At 54.2% G+C, this 16,498-nt stretch carries 18 protein-coding genes and 1 tRNA gene; 8 read left to right on the top strand and 11 right to left on the bottom strand.

Annotated elements, in window-relative coordinates:
- Positions 1–82: 82 nt before the first annotated feature.
- Positions 83–976: an alpha/beta fold hydrolase gene (locus tag ACLCGK_RS19805; RefSeq protein ID WP_410952732.1), complete on the bottom strand. Its 894-nt coding sequence runs from the start codon at positions 974–976 to the stop codon at positions 83–85.
- Positions 977–1,051: 75 nt separating this feature from the next.
- On the opposite strand from ACLCGK_RS19805, the gene ACLCGK_RS19800 reads away from it, so the two are divergent.
- Complete coding sequence (locus tag ACLCGK_RS19800; protein ID WP_343598588.1) at positions 1,052–1,606, top strand: TetR/AcrR family transcriptional regulator; 555 nt, start codon at positions 1,052–1,054, stop codon at positions 1,604–1,606.
- Between the two features lie 560 nt (positions 1,607–2,166).
- Here ACLCGK_RS19800 and ACLCGK_RS19795 read toward each other — a convergent pair.
- The 5 genes from ACLCGK_RS19795 to ACLCGK_RS19775 form a co-directional block, all read right to left on the bottom strand.
- Complete coding sequence (locus ACLCGK_RS19795; protein ID WP_343598562.1) at positions 2,167–2,532, bottom strand: histone-like nucleoid-structuring protein, MvaT/MvaU family; 366 nt, start codon at positions 2,530–2,532, stop codon at positions 2,167–2,169.
- A 347-nt stretch (positions 2,533–2,879) separates the two neighbouring features.
- Complete coding sequence (locus ACLCGK_RS19790) at positions 2,880–3,446, bottom strand: hypothetical protein (RefSeq protein ID WP_183673928.1); 567 nt, start codon at positions 3,444–3,446, stop codon at positions 2,880–2,882.
- An 80-nt stretch (positions 3,447–3,526) separates the two neighbouring features.
- A complete protein-coding gene (locus tag ACLCGK_RS19785; RefSeq protein ID WP_367069822.1) occupies positions 3,527–3,910 on the bottom strand; it encodes a hypothetical protein in 384 nt (127 codons plus the stop codon).
- A gap of 2 nt (positions 3,911–3,912) precedes the next feature.
- Positions 3,913–4,383, bottom strand: coding sequence for a hypothetical protein (locus tag ACLCGK_RS19780; protein ID WP_367069823.1), 471 nt, complete (start codon positions 4,381–4,383; stop codon positions 3,913–3,915).
- A gap of 42 nt (positions 4,384–4,425) precedes the next feature.
- A complete protein-coding gene (locus ACLCGK_RS19775) occupies positions 4,426–4,821 on the bottom strand; it encodes a DUF6957 family protein (protein WP_023128603.1) in 396 nt (131 codons plus the stop codon).
- Between the two features lie 164 nt (positions 4,822–4,985).
- On the opposite strand from ACLCGK_RS19775, the gene ACLCGK_RS19770 reads away from it, so the two are divergent.
- Both ACLCGK_RS19770 and ACLCGK_RS19765 read left to right on the top strand, forming a co-directional pair.
- Positions 4,986–5,447, top strand: coding sequence for a helix-turn-helix transcriptional regulator (locus ACLCGK_RS19770; RefSeq protein WP_410952731.1), 462 nt, complete (start codon positions 4,986–4,988; stop codon positions 5,445–5,447).
- A gap of 81 nt (positions 5,448–5,528) precedes the next feature.
- Positions 5,529–6,455 carry a hypothetical protein gene (locus ACLCGK_RS19765; RefSeq protein WP_410952730.1) on the top strand — a complete coding sequence of 309 codons (927 nt, stop codon included), beginning with the start codon at positions 5,529–5,531 and terminating at the stop codon, positions 6,453–6,455.
- Positions 6,456–6,465: 10 nt separating this feature from the next.
- Here the strand turns inward: ACLCGK_RS19765 and ACLCGK_RS19760 are convergent, their stop codons facing one another.
- Positions 6,466–6,678 (bottom strand): hypothetical protein, encoded by a 213-nt coding sequence (locus ACLCGK_RS19760; RefSeq protein WP_410952729.1) that lies wholly within the window; start codon positions 6,676–6,678, stop codon positions 6,466–6,468.
- A 185-nt stretch (positions 6,679–6,863) separates the two neighbouring features.
- On the opposite strand from ACLCGK_RS19760, the gene ACLCGK_RS19755 reads away from it, so the two are divergent.
- From ACLCGK_RS19755 to ACLCGK_RS19740, 4 genes are all read left to right on the top strand, one after another.
- On the top strand, positions 6,864–8,030 hold the full coding sequence (locus tag ACLCGK_RS19755; protein WP_410952728.1) for an HNH endonuclease: 1,167 nt from the start codon (positions 6,864–6,866) through the stop codon (positions 8,028–8,030).
- Positions 8,031–8,574: 544 nt separating this feature from the next.
- A complete protein-coding gene (locus ACLCGK_RS19750) occupies positions 8,575–9,162 on the top strand; it encodes a tail assembly protein (RefSeq protein ID WP_410952727.1) in 588 nt (195 codons plus the stop codon).
- Positions 9,163–9,368: 206 nt separating this feature from the next.
- Positions 9,369–9,707: a hypothetical protein gene (locus tag ACLCGK_RS19745; RefSeq protein WP_410952726.1), complete on the top strand. Its 339-nt coding sequence runs from the start codon at positions 9,369–9,371 to the stop codon at positions 9,705–9,707.
- 286 nt (positions 9,708–9,993) lie between these two features.
- Positions 9,994–11,460, top strand: coding sequence for a hypothetical protein (locus ACLCGK_RS19740; RefSeq protein ID WP_410952725.1), 1,467 nt, complete (start codon positions 9,994–9,996; stop codon positions 11,458–11,460).
- 203 nt (positions 11,461–11,663) lie between these two features.
- On the opposite strand, the gene ACLCGK_RS19735 is transcribed toward ACLCGK_RS19740, so the two are convergent.
- The 3 genes from ACLCGK_RS19735 to phnN all read right to left on the bottom strand — a co-directional run bounded on the left by ACLCGK_RS19735 (position 11,664) and on the right by phnN (position 13,897).
- The gene (locus ACLCGK_RS19735; RefSeq protein WP_410952724.1) at positions 11,664–13,004 is read right to left on the bottom strand and encodes a hypothetical protein; all 1,341 of its coding nucleotides are present in this window, start codon (positions 13,002–13,004) and stop codon (positions 11,664–11,666) included.
- Positions 13,005–13,115: 111 nt separating this feature from the next.
- Positions 13,116–13,192 (bottom strand) — tRNA-Arg (locus ACLCGK_RS19730).
- Positions 13,193–13,303: 111 nt separating this feature from the next.
- A complete protein-coding gene (gene phnN / locus ACLCGK_RS19725; protein WP_054573231.1) occupies positions 13,304–13,897 on the bottom strand; it encodes a phosphonate metabolism protein/1,5-bisphosphokinase (PRPP-forming) PhnN in 594 nt (197 codons plus the stop codon).
- Positions 13,898–14,241: 344 nt separating this feature from the next.
- On the opposite strand from phnN, the gene ACLCGK_RS19720 reads away from it, so the two are divergent.
- Positions 14,242–14,568 carry an Arc family DNA-binding protein gene (locus tag ACLCGK_RS19720; RefSeq protein ID WP_015271261.1) on the top strand — a complete coding sequence of 109 codons (327 nt, stop codon included), beginning with the start codon at positions 14,242–14,244 and terminating at the stop codon, positions 14,566–14,568.
- Between the two features lie 134 nt (positions 14,569–14,702).
- Here ACLCGK_RS19720 and mgtE read toward each other — a convergent pair whose 3' ends face one another.
- Positions 14,703–16,145, bottom strand: coding sequence for a magnesium transporter (gene mgtE, locus ACLCGK_RS19715; protein ID WP_039612614.1), 1,443 nt, complete (start codon positions 16,143–16,145; stop codon positions 14,703–14,705).
- Positions 16,146–16,498 lie beyond the last annotated feature (353 nt).

The following is a 16,498-nucleotide window of genomic DNA, read 5'->3' as shown; positions in this document are numbered from 1 at the left end:
ATTCCGATATCACAAATTAGGTTTCAAACACACGGCTGTTGAAGACGCTTACGCGCCCCCAGCAGCCCAGGTGGGAGTGGCCTTACTCTTCCAAGAATTGGAGAGCGTGTTTCAGGAAGCGCTCGGGGTACTGGAAATGAGCGGCGTGACCGGAGTCCGGATAGATCAGCAGCTGGGCATTCGGGATGTTCTGCACCAGGCTCCACGAATTGATCGAAGGGATCATGACGTCGTCGACGCCATTGACTACCAAGGTGGGCTGCTTGAGCTCGTTGAGGTAAGAGAAGCGGTTCTCGCCCTGTGCCGATTGGACATAGGCTGCAAAAGCAGCGCCTTGAGCCATGGCGACATCAATCGAGCTAGGGGTGTCTTGATCGGCGCGCTGGTTGCGGCGCTCCCAGAACGCCAGGCCCGCCTTCTTGGCTGCTTCCGAACGACCGAAGAAGAGGAACAGGAAGTTTTCGATGGTCGGAACGGGGTTCGAAGCGGCTTCCCTCACACCCTCAGCCATGGTTGGATCACCACCGCGCAGACCGGTGCCGAGCAGCAAAAGCTTGCGTACCAACTCAGGGTGACGAAGAGCCACCTCCTGAACCTGCAGACCACCTATGGAGAAGCCCAGCAGGTCGACCTTGCTCAGCCCCAGGGCCTTAATGGCTGCTGCAATGTCATCCGCCATTTGCTCAATGGTCGTGGCCGGAGTACCCGACGACGACGCTACACCCCTACCGTTCAGCAGGATCACTTCTCGTCCCGCAGCCAGACCATCAGTGATGATCGGATCCCAGTGATCGAGCCCGCCACGGAAGTGGGCGATGAAGACCAGGGGAACACCAGAAGGATTGCCCCAGCGACGGTAGGTGAAGGTGTCGCCGCCTACTTCTACTGTGCGGGTCGGAACGGTGAGATGGGTATAGCTCATGATGTTTTGCTCTCTCAGTGGAAGCCATGAGCTAATGATGATGATCATCATCATTTCAGTCAACAACTTTGATTATGAACGTCATCAATGTATGATATTGGTTGGCTTGATAGCGAAGAGAGCAGAGAGATGAAGGTCACTAAGGCCCAGGCACAAGCTAACCGGGCCCATATCGTGGAAACGTCCTCCACGATATTCCGTGAGCGCGGCTACGACGGCGTAGGTGTTGCAGACCTCATGGGAGCTGCCGGCTTCACTCACGGCGGGTTTTACAAGCACTTCAAATCCAAGGCGGATTTGATAGGTGAATCCGCGATTTGCGGAATCAACATGACGGTCGAGCAAATGCAGGGCATCGAGCTCGCCGACATCGTCAAGTTCTACCTGTCCCGCGAGCACCGCGATGAGAGAGGGAAAGGTTGCACGCTAGCAGCACTGGGCGGAGACGCAGCTCGACAGTCTGTTGAGATCAAAGCAGCTTACGAGGCTGGGATTGAAAAGTTGCTGGAGGTTTTACAGGGCAAGGATGACGGGCCGAAAGCAAGCCGTGCGGAAATCATCGATACCTTCGCACACGCCCTCGGCGCCTTGATCCTGTCTCGCGCTTGTCCGGACGACTCACCACTTGCTGATGAAGTGCTCAGCGTGTGCCGTGAGCAGATCCTGGACAAATTGACGCCCTGAGGCAGGGCATCCATTTCCCACGAGCGTCACTGCTCGAGCATGAGTCCTTTCCATTTGAAAGGTGGGTGTCCTCGTATGGAGATCAGGCCGCCCGCGCCTGCGGCGTCCTCGGCCACGTCCCTGGGGGTAACCTTCTCCCCGGCCTCAACACATGACTGACCAGCAGGCAGTTCAGTCGAATCGGGGGCATCTACACATTCGGCAGTCCCAGGTACAGGCCTTTGCATCGAGCGTCCTTAGAGTCAGAAACCACAAGCACAATGATTATGGTCGTCATCATTAAAGTCAACACTTTGATGTCAACCATAATCATTGGATGCGTAGCAGTTGTTCCTGATGAGGTGGCTGGCATGGCCAGACCGCTCGAGCCGAATGCGACCTAGCTGAATTCCAGGCGAAAAAAAAACCGCCAACTCGGGCGGTTCACAAGCTACTACTCGGGGTCTCCGGCTCTCCACGACGAGATTTAGGTTGTCGTTAAAGAGGTCTTTTCCTCAGAGAGGTTTTGTCGCCGGACACTTAGGCTGCGGATCGCAGCCATTCCGCTAAAGGTGCGGAGATTACTGACGCCACGACTCCACGGTCTCGGCGCCATGCTCGGCTTTCCAAGTCTTGAGGATGGCATGGTTGCCGCCCTTGGTCTGGATCACTTCGCCGTTGTGCGGATTCTTGTAGGTCTTCACTTCACGTGGCTTACGAGTCGCTTTCTCCTGAGAAACTGGAGCAGCAGCACGACCGCGAGCTTGAGGGTCAAGAATGCTGATCACCTCGCGAAGGCTGAAACCGTACTCACCAAGCAGGGCACGGAGTTTGTTTTCAAACTCCATTTCAGCCTGGATAGCACCGTCATTTTTCATGGCTTCCAATTCTGCGAGCTGCTGAGCAAGCTGGAGTTCAAGGCGGCGGAATTCTGCAAGACGAGACATAGGGAGGTGTTCCTTGGAGAGCTATGATCGGGCCAGATTACCGAAATTGCCGAAGAATGTCTTAACCATCTCAGATCAAGCTTGCCCAAAAAATCTTTGACGAGGTGAAGCGACTCGACCTCTAAGACAATTGCTGTAACGCATTTCCTGGAATGTAACAACGCCAATGTTACATTCCCAAAACTACGTTACAAGCCCTATAAACAAGGGGTTTGACACCAAACGGCAAGCGGAGCGCGCAGGCCACGGATGGCTGAAGGCGTGAGGATGGAAGCCCGCAGGGCAAGGCCACACGAATGTGGGGCCTGGTTCACGACAGCCGTCCGCGAATGCGGCACGTCCTGAAGTCAGCGGTGCAGCTTGCTGAAACGCTCTACTAAAAGGGCGGGTGCAATCGACTTCCACGTATCGAGAACTGAGGTTTTGTGAAATAGGTAAATACCGCAACCCACAAAGAATCCCCCTGTCAGCAGTCCTACGACTGAGGCGCCCGAGTTGATAAAAGACCACTGCAGCGACATCGAGCGGCTGCCCATCAAAAAATCTGCTCCGAAGACCAGGGCAATCCAACTCAAAACAAATGCCACAGCAGCCCAGATCGCAGCAATTACCCAGAAATGCAGCTGCACTTTATAACGCATGCTCGGCACGCGCAGGAGCCTTCCGCTGGCAGTCTTGGCTGCAAGAACAATTGCGGTATTTTTGACCTTATTTTTTGAGTTCTGCACGAGAGCATAGAACTCAACATGAGACCCTTTTTCCAGATCTTCATAGATCTGAATCGGAACTTTGACATTGGGAATTAATATCCCATCAACTTTCATGATGACCTGCACGAAACCCGTGAGATGCTCGAAAACTCGAATATCCTCTAGGCAGCCAGCAAATTTCAGGTATTCAAACTTTATAAACACTTACAGCTCCTTGCTCGGGCCCAAATTTCAGGCAGGGGGAGGCCTTGGGCACACCTTGGCGTGCTCAGGCTCGATCTAAATCAGTGCAGTTGAGTATTGGGGAAGCGGTCGCCCACCAAGCGGCAAAAATCCCTCAGGCTACGGCGCCCACCATCACGGCGAAAAGTAGCCACGACGTACTTCGAGTTCATGGTCGTGATCACCCAAAACTTGCCTTCCTTCTTGATACTCACGATGTCGGATGTCTGGATCAAGTGCCCATCGGCGAATCGACCATGAGGCCCTTGCCGGACGTGCCCAAAGACGACGCCAACGGCGCTCAGTCGATGAATGTGGACATTCACCAGAAACGCGGTGATCTCGTCGTCGTACCCTTGGCCTACAGCTCGAGCGATACGCAACAGGTCGAAGTCCGAGTAGCGCTTCACGTGATAGTCCACCTTCACCGTGTTGTCCTTCGCCATGCCTACGCCCTCCTAGGCTGAGCTGCAGCACTGGCCTGAGCCATACCGCGTCGATACAGCTCTTTGACGTCGTTCAGGGAGTCGGCACCGAGCCCAGGCTCATGCGTATCGACGTACACAGCACCACCCTCTACTTCCAGAATACAGACGGCCACACCAGCCTGGTTGTGTCCCATCGAAAGCGACGTGAGCTTCTCCATCTTCCAACTGCCATCCTTGTTCATCCAGGATGGGGTGACGGCTTGGACTTCCTGCACAACCAGGCTCTCGTCCTGCGCTACCAGCAGCTCTACGAGGCGCATCTCATCGTTGAGCATCTCCTCGTAGGCAACGAACCGATCCTCATGCCGGCGCTTGAGGCTGACGTGATACCAGTGAGTGGCCAAAGATCGGGTGACTGCATGGAAATGAGCCAGACCGTCTCCAAACATGCCTACCGGGCCAGCTTGGTCTTGTGTGCTAATGCGGAACATCGTGAATCTCATCAGGGCAAGCCCGCCAGGCGGAACCTGCGATTAACATAGAGCGAAAATTGCCTTCAGCGTCGCAGTGATCTCGCGTCCTTGCCCCATGAGCACGTAAACCGTGTTACGCGTTTCAAACATGCATACGCCGTCGAACGTCTTGCACAACGTCGAACGCACCCACCCTCCTGGCGGAAATCGACCCTGCTCGTCATAGATGACGCAGTGGGCGTACATGAAGATCGGCTCAAGGCCTAAAGATCGCACCCTGGCCAACGACTCAGGTGGCTCGTCCACATGGAAGAGGATCCAGTCCTCAACCAGGCAGTAGGCCTTCCTGGGAAACCGCTCAGCGACCATCGCCTCGATCTCTGCCCTCGGCAGCAACGTGCCAGCAGACGAGACCTCACCTTCCGGGAGCTCTTCACGCTCCGGAGAATTACCCATCAATTGAGGCTCCTCAGGGCTGCCCAAAAATATCCACAGATGCCCACGCACGGGCGCTCTGCCCCCTGGGCCAGAGGCCTAATTCCCATTTCCATGACTATATACATTTGAATGGGAACGATCAAACCCGGCATACCGTCTCCTTTTAGGGGAGGGCTGCCTGGATGTCCTTGCGGAAGGCATACGCAGCAACGTTGCAGTGGCTTAGAATTCGGAGGGGGCTATCGCAGTCCGACCTTCAAAAACAGGCTGATCAGGCTCACATCAGCCGCCTGGAGGCATCGACGACCTCGGCCACGGTCGACCTCACCTCCGAACTGGCAGATGCCCTAGGCGTCACGCCGCTGTCGTTCTTTACGCTGCTCGCCGCAGCGAATGAAGGTAAAACGCCGCGCACGGCCTTGATCGAGACCCTCGCCGAGTTGCAGATCCAGGGTCTCCTGGATGAGAAGCTGCCCGCCGAGCCGCAGAAGCTCCCTCCCCCACGCCAGGCAGCTGCGGCAGAGAAGATCAGGGCGATACGAGAGTTGAAGGAAGCCGGCCTCAGTCAGGCCGAGGTCTGCAAGAAGCTGGGCTTGCCGAGTAGCACGGTTGGGCGCATGTGGCATGCTAGGGATAGTCATTAGGCGGTACTGCTCAGCGAACCCTTCTAGGACGCAGACAGACACCCAACATCAGGGCTGCTCAGTTTTGGTCAGGGAAAATGCATGAATAAGGCGTTGAAAGATCTGGCTCTCGCCAGCGAAAAGCTGCGCATCGAACGTGCACGCGTTTGGGATGGCCTCAAGGCTTTCGAAAAAATCCTTATCGAGCAGGCCGGTGAACTCGGCTTCGCCGCCCATAGTGACAGGATCATCTTGGAAGAATTCCTTGATCAGGAAGATGAGCCGGTAGGGCACATCGAGGGCAAGCTGCACTTCAACGGTAAGCGCCTGGTTTTATACACGAATTACGTGCCTGAGATTTACGAAAAAGGCTCTGACAAGCACTTCCTGGGAGACATCTCTACAGAATGGCTCAAGCGTATCAGTGCCCCAGAGATCCTTCACTCCATCGCGGCCAACCTAGCCAGCTACATGCAGAGTGACCTTGAAGATACGAAGAGGGTTGCAGAAGGACTCTCAAGGTATCTTAGCGAACAGAAAGCCAGAACTGACGATGACATCCAGTCCGATCTGACTGATGACCTCGCGTTATTGGATCTATGGACGCAGTGCCATAACACTGTCAGAACAAAGCCAGAAAATTCAATTGGACATGGCGCCGTACTGCTCGAGTCTACATTCAAACGGTGCCTTACAAAACTTGGGCACACGGGACACGAAGACTTTTCGATGGCCGACTCAATCGGCGCTTTGAATAAAATATTTTATGAGAAAGACCTCATCAAATCTTATTCAGGACAATTACTCGCAGGCGCCGTCAAAATGTGCAGTTCTATCGGCACCACACGAAATAAGGTTGCGGGTGTTCACGGGAAAGTCGAAGGCTACGTGGCGCCCTCCGAGGATCTGGCCCAACTCATGAGTCACCTAAGCGGCGCCGTTTCCGTCTTCGTGCGCAAGCAGGTAGAGCTTGCTCTGGAGTCACAAGAAAACAGAACAGGCGTCCCTGGCCTAGCCGACCCCAACTGAACTGTGTTGGTCATGACTTGCGAACGAAGTGCTTCAGCCGCTCCCGCGATTCGATGACCTGCTCACGAATTTCCTCGGGATCAATAGCCATGCCACCCTCCGGCGTCACCCTGAGCGTCTTCAGGCTATTCACCGCCTCGATGAACTCACGCTCACGCTGTTTCTCCCACTCAGAGCGGCGGTCGGGAAACAGCCACGTAACAAGGCGATTGAGGTTGATCATGTGGTGCTCCGGTGTCACGGATGATAGTTAACGCACCTCAACAGGCTATCACCCAAGCTCCCAAGCCGAAACTGTGGGCACCTCTATCCCTCTGCCCTCTCACGACACAAAGCTGATCATTTGACTTACTCCCTCACTAGAGGCGAATCTGGAAGCGATCAGAAGCATCCAAGGAAATGGTGGTCATGAAGTCGAACCGAACTGAGCTCGCCTTTATTGCACGCGGCATAAACAGTGACTTGGCAAAACAGCTCCGTCTTCAGGGCCTGCGCCTGAAGTCGCTCAAGCTGATGAGCGCAGAGGAACTGAAGCGTGTCGGACTCAGCGAGGCCAATATTTCCTCACTCCAGGAAGGTGCACGCCCTGCCATTCCCAAGCCTGATTTGATCAAGGTTCTCTTCGCCAACCGTTGGCTGTGCTGCGTCTGTCGCGATCCCGAGATGCCCATTGTGGTTCACCACATTCGCCCCTGGGCGCAGAGTCGAGATCATTCCCCGAGCAATCTCGCAGTGCTGTGCAGTTATCACCACGGCGAGGCTCACACCACGCGCGACCTCAATACGTCGCTGTCAGGTGATCGCCTCACAGACCTTAAGGCAATGTGGGAGAACGAGGTTCAGCAAATGGATCGTCACGCCTTGCACAAGGCAACGCAAAGCCAGGGGTGCCACTGGTGGTACTTCAACCACTTGAGACTCTATGAACTGGCAACAGAAGGCGGAGTAACGTTTTCCCGACTTCCAGGTTTTACCAAAACCCTTGAAGCGGGCTCCTGCAACAAGGATGGTAAGCCCATTAGGAAAGCGAATGGTGAACTGTTACACGAGAGTGCCGGGGCTCAGTATCTTTACCTATACATGCTCCAAATGCTCAACTGTGTCCTTGATGGGAGCGTTGTGCGAAATATCTCGGACGATCTCGATCGCGGCAATCTATCGGCCTGGATCGTCGAAAATGACCTGATTTTTGTTCAGGGACGTCACAGCTTCAGCAACCTTGGCATACCAACCCTCAGCAGCGATCCAGTGCGGGGAAAGCGCTCAGTGAATAATGTCGAAATTAGCTTCACCTTCGACCGTAACGAAGGTACCTCCGTATCTGCACGATCTGAGTGGCTGAGCGGCACGCTGGATGTGGCCAGCTTGATTCAGGTCAAGCGCATCGAGCGGGCCAATCAAAAGATCATCATCACAGGCACTGTTTTGGCCATCAGGAACTCCCATCCTGACATCAAAAAGCGTGGCTACCATGCCAACCTCTACAAATCAGGTCTCGCGGGAGTCATCTGGAACGATGATGAGGAAACTGATGAGGTCTCCGATGATCCCACTCAGCCGGATGTGTTCACGTAACCCTGAGCTAACAATCCAACACTGAATTATGAATGCGTCCGGCCAAGTCACTTTCCGAACTTCAGCCTGTAATTGAGACCGTTAATGGCGACCTCCCATTCGAACGCACCTTAGACGGAGCGTTGGTTCATTCTAGCCGATAGAGCTTCCGCGCTTTCTTAATCCAGAAATAGGCTCATGTCCCTGAGTCAATCCTTGTGCTGAGCAGAGTCCTCCCCTTGAGAAGGCCTGGCGGCTCGCTAATCAGACACTCGAGCAGCATCACCAGCCTGCGTAATAAGTTACGAGCAATCCCCACTCCCTTATCGCATTTCCATCTGCTCGCAAAACCTCAAGTGCTTCGGCTGCAGAAATCTTGGTCGGACAGCCACCTATCAGGTAGAAGTCATCCTTTCCTGGGGAATATAGGTGAAGCAGCGTAAGTACCATCACACGCTGTAAATCGGTCATTTTTCTGTACGCACGTCGCATCGCTTTTAACCCCTCAGGGTCAGGCTCTGACCGATCATGATCGAAGCCGCAAGGGCGCATGCTGTAATGACTAATGGCCACAACCGCGATTGATTACGCACCAAGGACCAAGATTCGCTTGGGCGGTTTCTTGGGCAAGAAGTACGGCAAACACCACCACTTCCTGCTGGAACGCGGTGATGCGAAAGAGACCGCTAAAGCGCTGGATGCAAACTATCCAGGCTTCGCCCGTGACCTGGCGGATGCAGAGAGTCGCGGCCTGCGCTTCGCCGTCTTCAAGAACGGCAAGAATATTGGCGACGGTGAGCTAGACCTGGGCGGTGCTCGAGAGCTGTGGTTTGTGCCGGTAGTGCATGGCAGCAAGCGTGCCGGCCTGCTGCAGACGATCGTTGGAGTCGCCTTAATCATTGCAGGACCGTTCACTGGAGGCGCCACGTACGGGGCTGGCATCGCGTTGTTCGCTGGCGGTGTTATTCAGATGCTCAGTCCCCAGGCTGCAGGCCTGTCGCAGAGCGGCGCGCCTGAGAACCTGCCGAGCTATGCATTTGGTAGCGCCAAAAACACTACCGCGAGCGGTCTACCGGTACCGATCTGCATCGGTGAACGGCGCTGGGGCGGGGCGATCATCTCGGCTTCAATCGTAGCGCAAGACAAGGCTTGATGTGAGCGTGAGTCACATGTAAATACCCCGAATCCGGGGTATTTCGAGGTGCTCTAAGTTCTGAGCCCCCTAAGCCCGGGGCTCATCGTTGATGCCATTAGGCTTCCTACTTTTTCGCAGCATTTTTTGCTTAGCGATTTTTTTTGGCACTCGACCCTCACAGTCGCCTATGCTGGCGATCCGATAGCAAACACAAGGAGAAGTCAGTGTACCTATACGAATCGAGCGGTCAGTTTGAGTTTGAAGAACGGGACATCCTAGAGGAGCTGTGCTCGAAATACGATGTTTCGCTCGTCAATGATGGTCTCATCCGGGGTGGATATGAGCAAATGCTAGTAGTGGGTAAAGAGGGTATCGCCTCGCTTACGCTGTTCCTTTCCCATAGCTTTGAGACAGAGTTTTCCGGAGTGGCTCTACTGCAATTAGGCGAAGGCTTGGAGCAATACGGTTTCAAGGAAACACACGCGGCGATGGTGTTTGTGAAAGAATTTTCGCCAATGATCTCGGCGGTCCTGCAAGCGAATAGCCTGGCCAAATCAGCCTAAGCTGGATCACCAAGAGCGAGAAGGCCCGCATTGCGCGGGCTTTTTCCGTAGGTGTAGCTGGGTAATGCTGAAGCGCTGGCCGGGGAGACGGAATTCTCCTTGAACATGGGTATATGAAGCTATGGGTGCCTATGACTGATACCAGGTCGAGGCTATCGTTCAACCATTGCGGCAAGTAAACCCTTGGGACCAGGCCAAGGCTCTGGAGCCTGGCGGCGATTTTCGTCAAAGATCTTGACGAAATATTAGGCTTGTGCAAATTGTTTTTTTCTTTAGAGATAAGCGGATGACTGACCCTCTCTCCCCGTTGGCCAAAGCAATTTTCAAGATCATTCATGTCGTACCGTGGATTTTTCCCAAGCGACACAGATGGCTGGCCAATCACTATCTATTCGAGCATGTAGATCGCATTCGAGATTCTGATAGTAACCTGATCAAAGGCTCGCTACTAGCAGGTGATTTCACTTGGAAGGGCATAAGTGTGTTAATTCCTTTTGATCACAAGCAGCTTTCAACTGTTACCAAATGGATGGAAAAAAGGCGAACGGCAATGGCAAGCAGTGTTCCATATTCGCCGCCGCATAGGGCTTCATCGATTCTCGGATTCCAGTGCTATCATTTAGGTTTTATTCCTTTCAATACTTTTAGCGATTTCTATGGAGCCCCCCTGTTTCTTAGGTCAGTGTACCCAAAATTTTGCGATGTCAATACGATGTACCTACCAAATGGTGCCGCTTACCTTTCGCTTTACATTCGCCTTGACGATGTGGCAACTGAAATTGTAAAGGATGTGAATGTTACCCATATTCGGGGAGAAAAACGATTCTTGTCTCTAAATCCATTCAATAAGTCATTTGGAATTTTGTCAAATGGAATTAAAGAGTCCGCAATAGAAAAACTTATTAGTAAAAAAGCGACACAAGTCATGAGGGAGTCACTCGAGGTTGTGGATGTTTTACTCCGACTCTGGGGCAAAAGGCTAAAATCAGGGACGTACAATGTTGTCGCTGATTTTGTCTCCCATTCATGGGAAACTACCGGCTATTTTTCCCCGGATCGCCCACACTTCGAAAAAGGTGATACGCAGGTAGTAATCGATCCACGACGACAGTACCTAATCACTGGTAGATCCTCTGATCTTACCGGTGTGATGATGGAGCGAGATGCCGCTGAGGCGTTTGGGGCCGATGCCATATTTATCAAGGGTGAGGCAAGATTATCTGAGCCCGACTACGGCTTCGGGTATCTTAGCGGACTACATTACGGCATAGAAGAATATGCCGGGCTTCAATATGTATTAGATGTGGAGAAAAGGCTAATTACGAGCGCTGCAGAAGTTAGCGAAGTTTTTACGAAGGCAAAAATGTCTAGCCGCAAAAGCCTCTCTCTTCTTGTATCCCAGAGCCTGTCACTGAACTTGATTGACGAGCGGATAGATGCTCTTAAAAATAGTGATCGCTGGTTTGATGGCGCCTATAAGGAAGTGTTTGAGAAGCGCGTGTCTAATTTGGAGGAGAAGTTTTCCAGCTTGCGGAGAAAAATCCAAAAGCGTCGAGATCAAGCGCACGATGAGGTCCAGCTTGCTCAATTGGATTGGACAAAGAGAAACGCATGGTTACTCGTTGCACTAGCCTTGATTCAGATTGGAATCGCATTAGTTGTAGTTGATTGGACTGAGTCAGGCATAGACAAAAACAACATTTTTCTAAACTGGAATTCGCTCGCCTCTTATTTAACTGAATGGCGAGAATAGCGTTGGCGGTTGCGCTTTGCTCCCGCGGGTACCGCAGCGCAACGTAAAAGAAACGGGCATAAAGATGAAATTTCGGCAAAAATTAAATAATGGCCTACGCTTTTAGCATGTAAGCAATTGAGTTGATGAACTACTCCAGGTGGGAATAGGCATTCGTGCAACCGCTAGATACACAAGCTGTTCAACAACCCCTGCTTTAGGTACTAAACATTCGATGCAGAGTTAGGTTTTTCTTCGCCTGGCGAAACTATTACCTGAGCAGAATTTGCCGCAACATTTTCGGGCCTTGATTTGAGCTTGCCCAGCGCATCGCTGGCAAAGTCCTTCATCTGGCTCGCGAAATTGGGAATAGACTTCATCGCATCCTTCACAACCTCAGATGCAAGTAACTCGTGCCAAGGGCTTCCGTAGCTTGCCCCCTCCACGAGCCGCAGAGGCTGCTCGTCTAGGCGAGAGAGTGCCGAATGTAGCAGCTTAGCTTCGAGCTGAGGGTCTATTCTACCCGCTTCCCGGCTGTAGCCATCGTATGCTCTAGAAATTGAGGCCTTGAATGCATAATCCTCAGATAATCTGAAGCGCTGGCCAACCTGTTTCGTCGCAAGCCATGCAAACCAAACTGGTGCTCCTACCGAAAGAACTGCCAAGGTGATGTTAAGGATGATCAAAGCCCCAGACGCTCCGCCAGGCTGAGTAAGCAGCTGAGTCAATGTCTGCAATTGGCCGGTCCCAACATACCCCCCCACAGCGAGCGCACTGATGAGCCCTACCAACCAGAGCCACATCGACTTATCGAGGGACGCAGAGCGCTCAGTAAAAGCCGCCGCTAAGCCCACACTTGTTGCTGATGAGTAAACCGATTCACACTTAGTCAAGACCTCTCCAGCTTGAGCGCTCACGGCATCAAGATTCGCTTTCAAGGACATGATTTCGTCACGTACCGTCAGAATCTGAGCCCTATCTTTTTCCGCGTCGACAGAAATAGATTCAACCTTATGCCGGGCTTCACTTAACAGCTCAAGATCAGCGGGTAGTTGATCAGCCGCTTCGTAAGCACGTTCAATACCTTCCACCATAGTCTGAATCGCGGTGGTTTTAGGTGAGAGGTCTCTCAGTCGACTCTCCATACCTCTAATCTGAGCGGCAGCCCTTCGAAGCGCTTTACTATTTTCTAAAGCTTGTTTGTGGTTTGGCTCAACGTATGGAAGCAACACCCGCTCCAAAGCTTGGAGCGTAATAGAAAAAGCCGGAAGCGACGCTGTTGCATTTTGGGACACCAGCTGAGGCAAGGTGTTTCCTCTTGCCCACTGGAGCGCGGCGATCGCCTCAGTAAGCTCAGGAAGATCGTTACCTGGTTCGTCTGGATCAGCTAATGACAGCTTGTGAGAGATGGATGCGACCCATCCGACAAGATTTGACCGACTCACAGCCGCTACGCCCCAATGGCCAACAGCTTGACCTAAAGGAACATTGGCGGGCATAGCTGATTCAAGATAGTCCTCAATCGCCTTGAGCTCGAGAAGGATATCGTTGAAAACCTTGTGCATGTTTCTTCCTTGAGTCTGCTAGAGATCGGTGAAAACCAACAACTGCACCCACAATGCACCCATGTCACTTAGGGTCACGATCCAACCTGGAGCTCAAAACCTTGAATTAGATGGCGTCCCAGGCAGGAATTGAACCTGCAACCTTCCCCTTAGGAGGGGGATGCTCTATCCAATTGAGCTACTGAGACGCAAGTGCCGGCAGCGAACGCTGCACAGCAGGACGGCCAGCATGTTAACCAGCATGCTGGCGTTTGTCATGCCTCAAGCGGGCTTTTTCGCGTAATCCTTTTCTGCCAATGCTACACCTGCGGCAGCACACCTTCATCATGCAGCAGCGTGAACAATGCCGCGACTGCGGTTTCCAGAGTTGTGGAGTTGTCCAGCACATGCAGCGACGGATCAGCCAGCGCCTGCAAGCGTGCATTACGTGCCAGGCGCTGCTCGATTTCCTCTGCGCTTTCCCGGCCGCGGGCCAACAGGCGCTCGCGCAGCACTCCGTGCCTGACCTCCACCAGCACTGCCAACAAGTTCGGGTAGCGCCGGCGCGCCTCGGCGAGATAAGCCCGCGAACCATTCACCAGCACCGACCTGCCCGCCGCCAGCCACTGATCCACCTGCAGTGGAATGCCGTAATCCAGGCCATTGGCGCGCCAATGCATGGCGAACGCGCCCTGTGCTCGCATTGCTTCGAACTGTTCGGCCGTTACGCCATGGGCGGCTTCGCCCTTGGCTTCAGCCGAACGGGTAATGACGCGACGAGCGATTTCCACCCCGGCGGCTGAAAGCCGCTGACGGGAAGCGTCAATCAGGGAATCTTTCCCGGAACCCGACGGTCCTACCAGATATATCAACCGGCCTGTGCCTGATTGGCGGTCGCTTGCGTCATGTTGCATAGCCACTATGCTCTATGGAGGGAACCGGCACATTCTATGGACTTTCCCGGGCTTTTGCTGCGTTTTACCAGTTTTTGACGGCAAAAGTCTGACGATTGGGCAAGCCGGTGCATGTAAAACTTTTCAAACCAGTACTCATTTCTGATAATTGGTACTGGCACAAAGCCTTTATCCGGCTCACTATTTGTCACAGAATTGACGCCAAGGAAACGGCGACCATGAGGCAAGATGAGCATCCATTTTTCACAGACGGTTGAACATTTCGTCGTCGCCACGGTCGTACTACCACCCCGTGCGGCCAATTTGAGAACCGCTTCCCCTGAACCAAAATCTGGTCAATTTATATGCGCCCAATGAAACAGGCTATTTATTCGAGCCGCACCGCTGACAAGTTCGTCGTCCGCCTGCCCGACGGGATGCGTGAGCGCATTGCCGAGGTAGCGCGCAACCATCACCGCAGCATGAACTCCGAAATCATCGCGCGCCTGGAACAGAGCCTTATCCAGGAAGGTGCGCTGGGTGACGATTTGAGCATGCGCCTGGACAGCCCCGAACTGTCCCTGCATGAACGCGAATTGCTGCAACGCTTCCGCCAACTGTCGCACCGCCAGCAGAACGCGCTGGTGGCCCTGATCGCTCACGATGTGGAAATGGCTGCCGACGCCTCCTGAGGTTTGCAGCCGAACACAAAAAAGCCAGCGTAAGCTGGCTTTTTTGTAGGTGGCGTCCCTGCAAGAGACGCGATCCGTTTGTTTGTAGGAGCGGCCCATCGCGACACAAGGCCGCTCCTACAGGGGACCGTGGGCTACAGCAGGAACAGCGTGGCCAGCCCGAGGAAGATGAAGAACCCACCACTATCGGTCACCGCGGTAATCATCACGCTGGAGCCCATCGCCGGGTCGCGCCCCAGGCGTGTCAGGGTCATCGGGATCAACACCCCCATCAAGGCCGCCAACAGCAGGTTCAAGGTCATCGCCGCAGTCATCACCAGGCCCAACGACCAGCTGCCATACAGCCAGAACGCCACCGCACCGATCACCCCGCCCCAGATCAGGCCGTTGAGCAGCGATACCGCCAGCTCCTTGCGCATCAGGCGGCTGGTGTTGCCCGGCGACACCTGGTCCAGCGCCATGGCGCGCACGATCATGGTGATGGTCTGGTTACCGGAGTTGCCACCAATACCCGCCACGATCGGCATCAGCGCAGCCAGGGCCACCAGTTTCTCGATCGAACCTTCGAACAGGCCGATCACTCGCGAGGCAACGAAAGCGGTAATCAGGTTGATGGCCAACCAGGCCCAGCGGTTGCGCAGCGAACGCCAGACCGAGGCGAAGATGTCTTCTTCCTCGCGCAAACCGGCCATGTTCAGCACTTCGCTTTCGCTTTCCTCACGAATCAGGTCGACCATTTCGTCGATGGTCAAGCGGCCGATCAGGCGTTCGTTCTTGTCCACAACTGGCGCAGATACCAGGTCATAACGCTCGAAGGCCTGCGCCGCATCATAGGCATCTTCCTCGGGGTGGAAGGAGACCGGATCGGTCGCCATGACCTCCGCCACCTTCTTCTCCGGGTCGTTGACAAGCAGGCGCTTGATCGGCAATACGCCCTTGAGAATGCCGTCATAGTCGACCACGAAGAGTTTGTCGGTGTGGTTCGGCAGCTCTTTCAGGCGGCGAAGGTAGCGCAACACCACTTCCAGGCTGACGTCTTCGCGGATGGTGACCATCTCGAAGTCCATCAGCGCACCAACCTGCTCCTCGTCGTAGCTAAGCGCCGAACGCACGCGCTCGCGTTGCTGGGCATCGAGGGTTTCCATCAGCTCGTGAACAACATCACGCGGCAGCTCTGGAGCCAGGTCGGCCAGCTCGTCGGCGTCCATTTCCTTGGCGGCGGCGAGCAGCTCGTGATCGTCCATGTCGGCGATCAGCGATTGCCGCACGGCGTCGGACACTTCCAGCAGGATGTCGCCATCGCGATCCGAGCGCACCAGCTGCCAGACCGTCAGGCGGTCTTCCAGGGGCAAGGCTTCGAGGATGTAGGCGATGTCGGCGGGGTGCAGGTCGTCGAGTTTGCGCTGCAGCTCGACGAGGTTCTGGCGGTGGACCAGGTTTTCCACCAGGTCGTGGTGGGCACCTTCCTGACGGTGGGTCAGGTCTTCTACCACGCGCTGGCGCTGCAGCAGTTCGACCACCTGGGCCAGGCGGTCCTGCAGGCTTTCCTGCGCTTTTTTTACTTCTACTTCAGTCATAGGCGAACTCCACTCCCAGCAGCGGAGCACGCCGGGAGAATCAATCGGTCAGATCTTTCTGTATGAATCTTGTTAGCGAGTAACTACTGGGTAAGTCCATGGTGGTTTTCCACAAGCCCCGGCGGGGCTGACGGGCGCAATCATACACTGCTAAAGCTGTCAGATCGCTTAAAATTTTTGGCCAGAACAATCGTTTGCGTGATAAAGCTGGGACAACGCTCGAAGCTATCAGTGCGACGGTGGGTCTGGCGGTTAAAGCACATTTGTTGTGTGCCTGGATGTGTATGCGATACCTGATCGAATTCGGGGCTGCTTTGCAGCCCTTTCGCCGGCAAGCCAGCTCCCACAGGTAT

This window comes from Pseudomonas sp. S1(2024) (genome assembly GCF_046557535.1).
The sequence above is the reverse complement of the archived record's forward strand: the minus strand, read 5'-3'. Positions and strand labels throughout refer to the sequence as shown.

Coding starts and splice junctions, on each gene's coding strand:
- ACLCGK_RS19740 (WP_410952725.1), top strand. CDS start 9,994: ATGACTGACCCTCTCTCCCCGTTGGCCAAAGCAATTTTCAAGATCATT.
- ACLCGK_RS19720 (WP_015271261.1), top strand. CDS start 14,242: ATGCGCCCAATGAAACAGGCTATTTATTCGAGCCGCACCGCTGACAAG.
- ACLCGK_RS19735 (WP_410952724.1), bottom strand. CDS start 13,004: ATGCACAAGGTTTTCAACGATATCCTTCTCGAGCTCAAGGCGATTGAG.
- ACLCGK_RS19785 (WP_367069822.1), bottom strand. CDS start 3,910: ATGGCGAAGGACAACACGGTGAAGGTGGACTATCACGTGAAGCGCTAC.
- ACLCGK_RS19760 (WP_410952729.1), bottom strand. CDS start 6,678: ATGATCAACCTCAATCGCCTTGTTACGTGGCTGTTTCCCGACCGCCGC.
- ACLCGK_RS19770 (WP_410952731.1), top strand. CDS start 4,986: ATGTCCTTGCGGAAGGCATACGCAGCAACGTTGCAGTGGCTTAGAATT.
- ACLCGK_RS19765 (WP_410952730.1), top strand. CDS start 5,529: ATGAATAAGGCGTTGAAAGATCTGGCTCTCGCCAGCGAAAAGCTGCGC.
- ACLCGK_RS19780 (WP_367069823.1), bottom strand. CDS start 4,383: ATGTTCCGCATTAGCACACAAGACCAAGCTGGCCCGGTAGGCATGTTT.
- ACLCGK_RS19755 (WP_410952728.1), top strand. CDS start 6,864: ATGAAGTCGAACCGAACTGAGCTCGCCTTTATTGCACGCGGCATAAAC.
- ACLCGK_RS19800 (WP_343598588.1), top strand. CDS start 1,052: ATGAAGGTCACTAAGGCCCAGGCACAAGCTAACCGGGCCCATATCGTG.
- ACLCGK_RS19805 (WP_410952732.1), bottom strand. CDS start 976: ATGATGATGATCATCATCATTAGCTCATGGCTTCCACTGAGAGAGCAA.
- mgtE (WP_039612614.1), bottom strand. CDS start 16,145: ATGACTGAAGTAGAAGTAAAAAAAGCGCAGGAAAGCCTGCAGGACCGC.
- phnN (WP_054573231.1), bottom strand. CDS start 13,897: ATGCAACATGACGCAAGCGACCGCCAATCAGGCACAGGCCGGTTGATA.
- ACLCGK_RS19795 (WP_343598562.1), bottom strand. CDS start 2,532: ATGTCTCGTCTTGCAGAATTCCGCCGCCTTGAACTCCAGCTTGCTCAG.
- ACLCGK_RS19750 (WP_410952727.1), top strand. CDS start 8,575: ATGGCCACAACCGCGATTGATTACGCACCAAGGACCAAGATTCGCTTG.
- ACLCGK_RS19775 (WP_023128603.1), bottom strand. CDS start 4,821: ATGGGTAATTCTCCGGAGCGTGAAGAGCTCCCGGAAGGTGAGGTCTCG.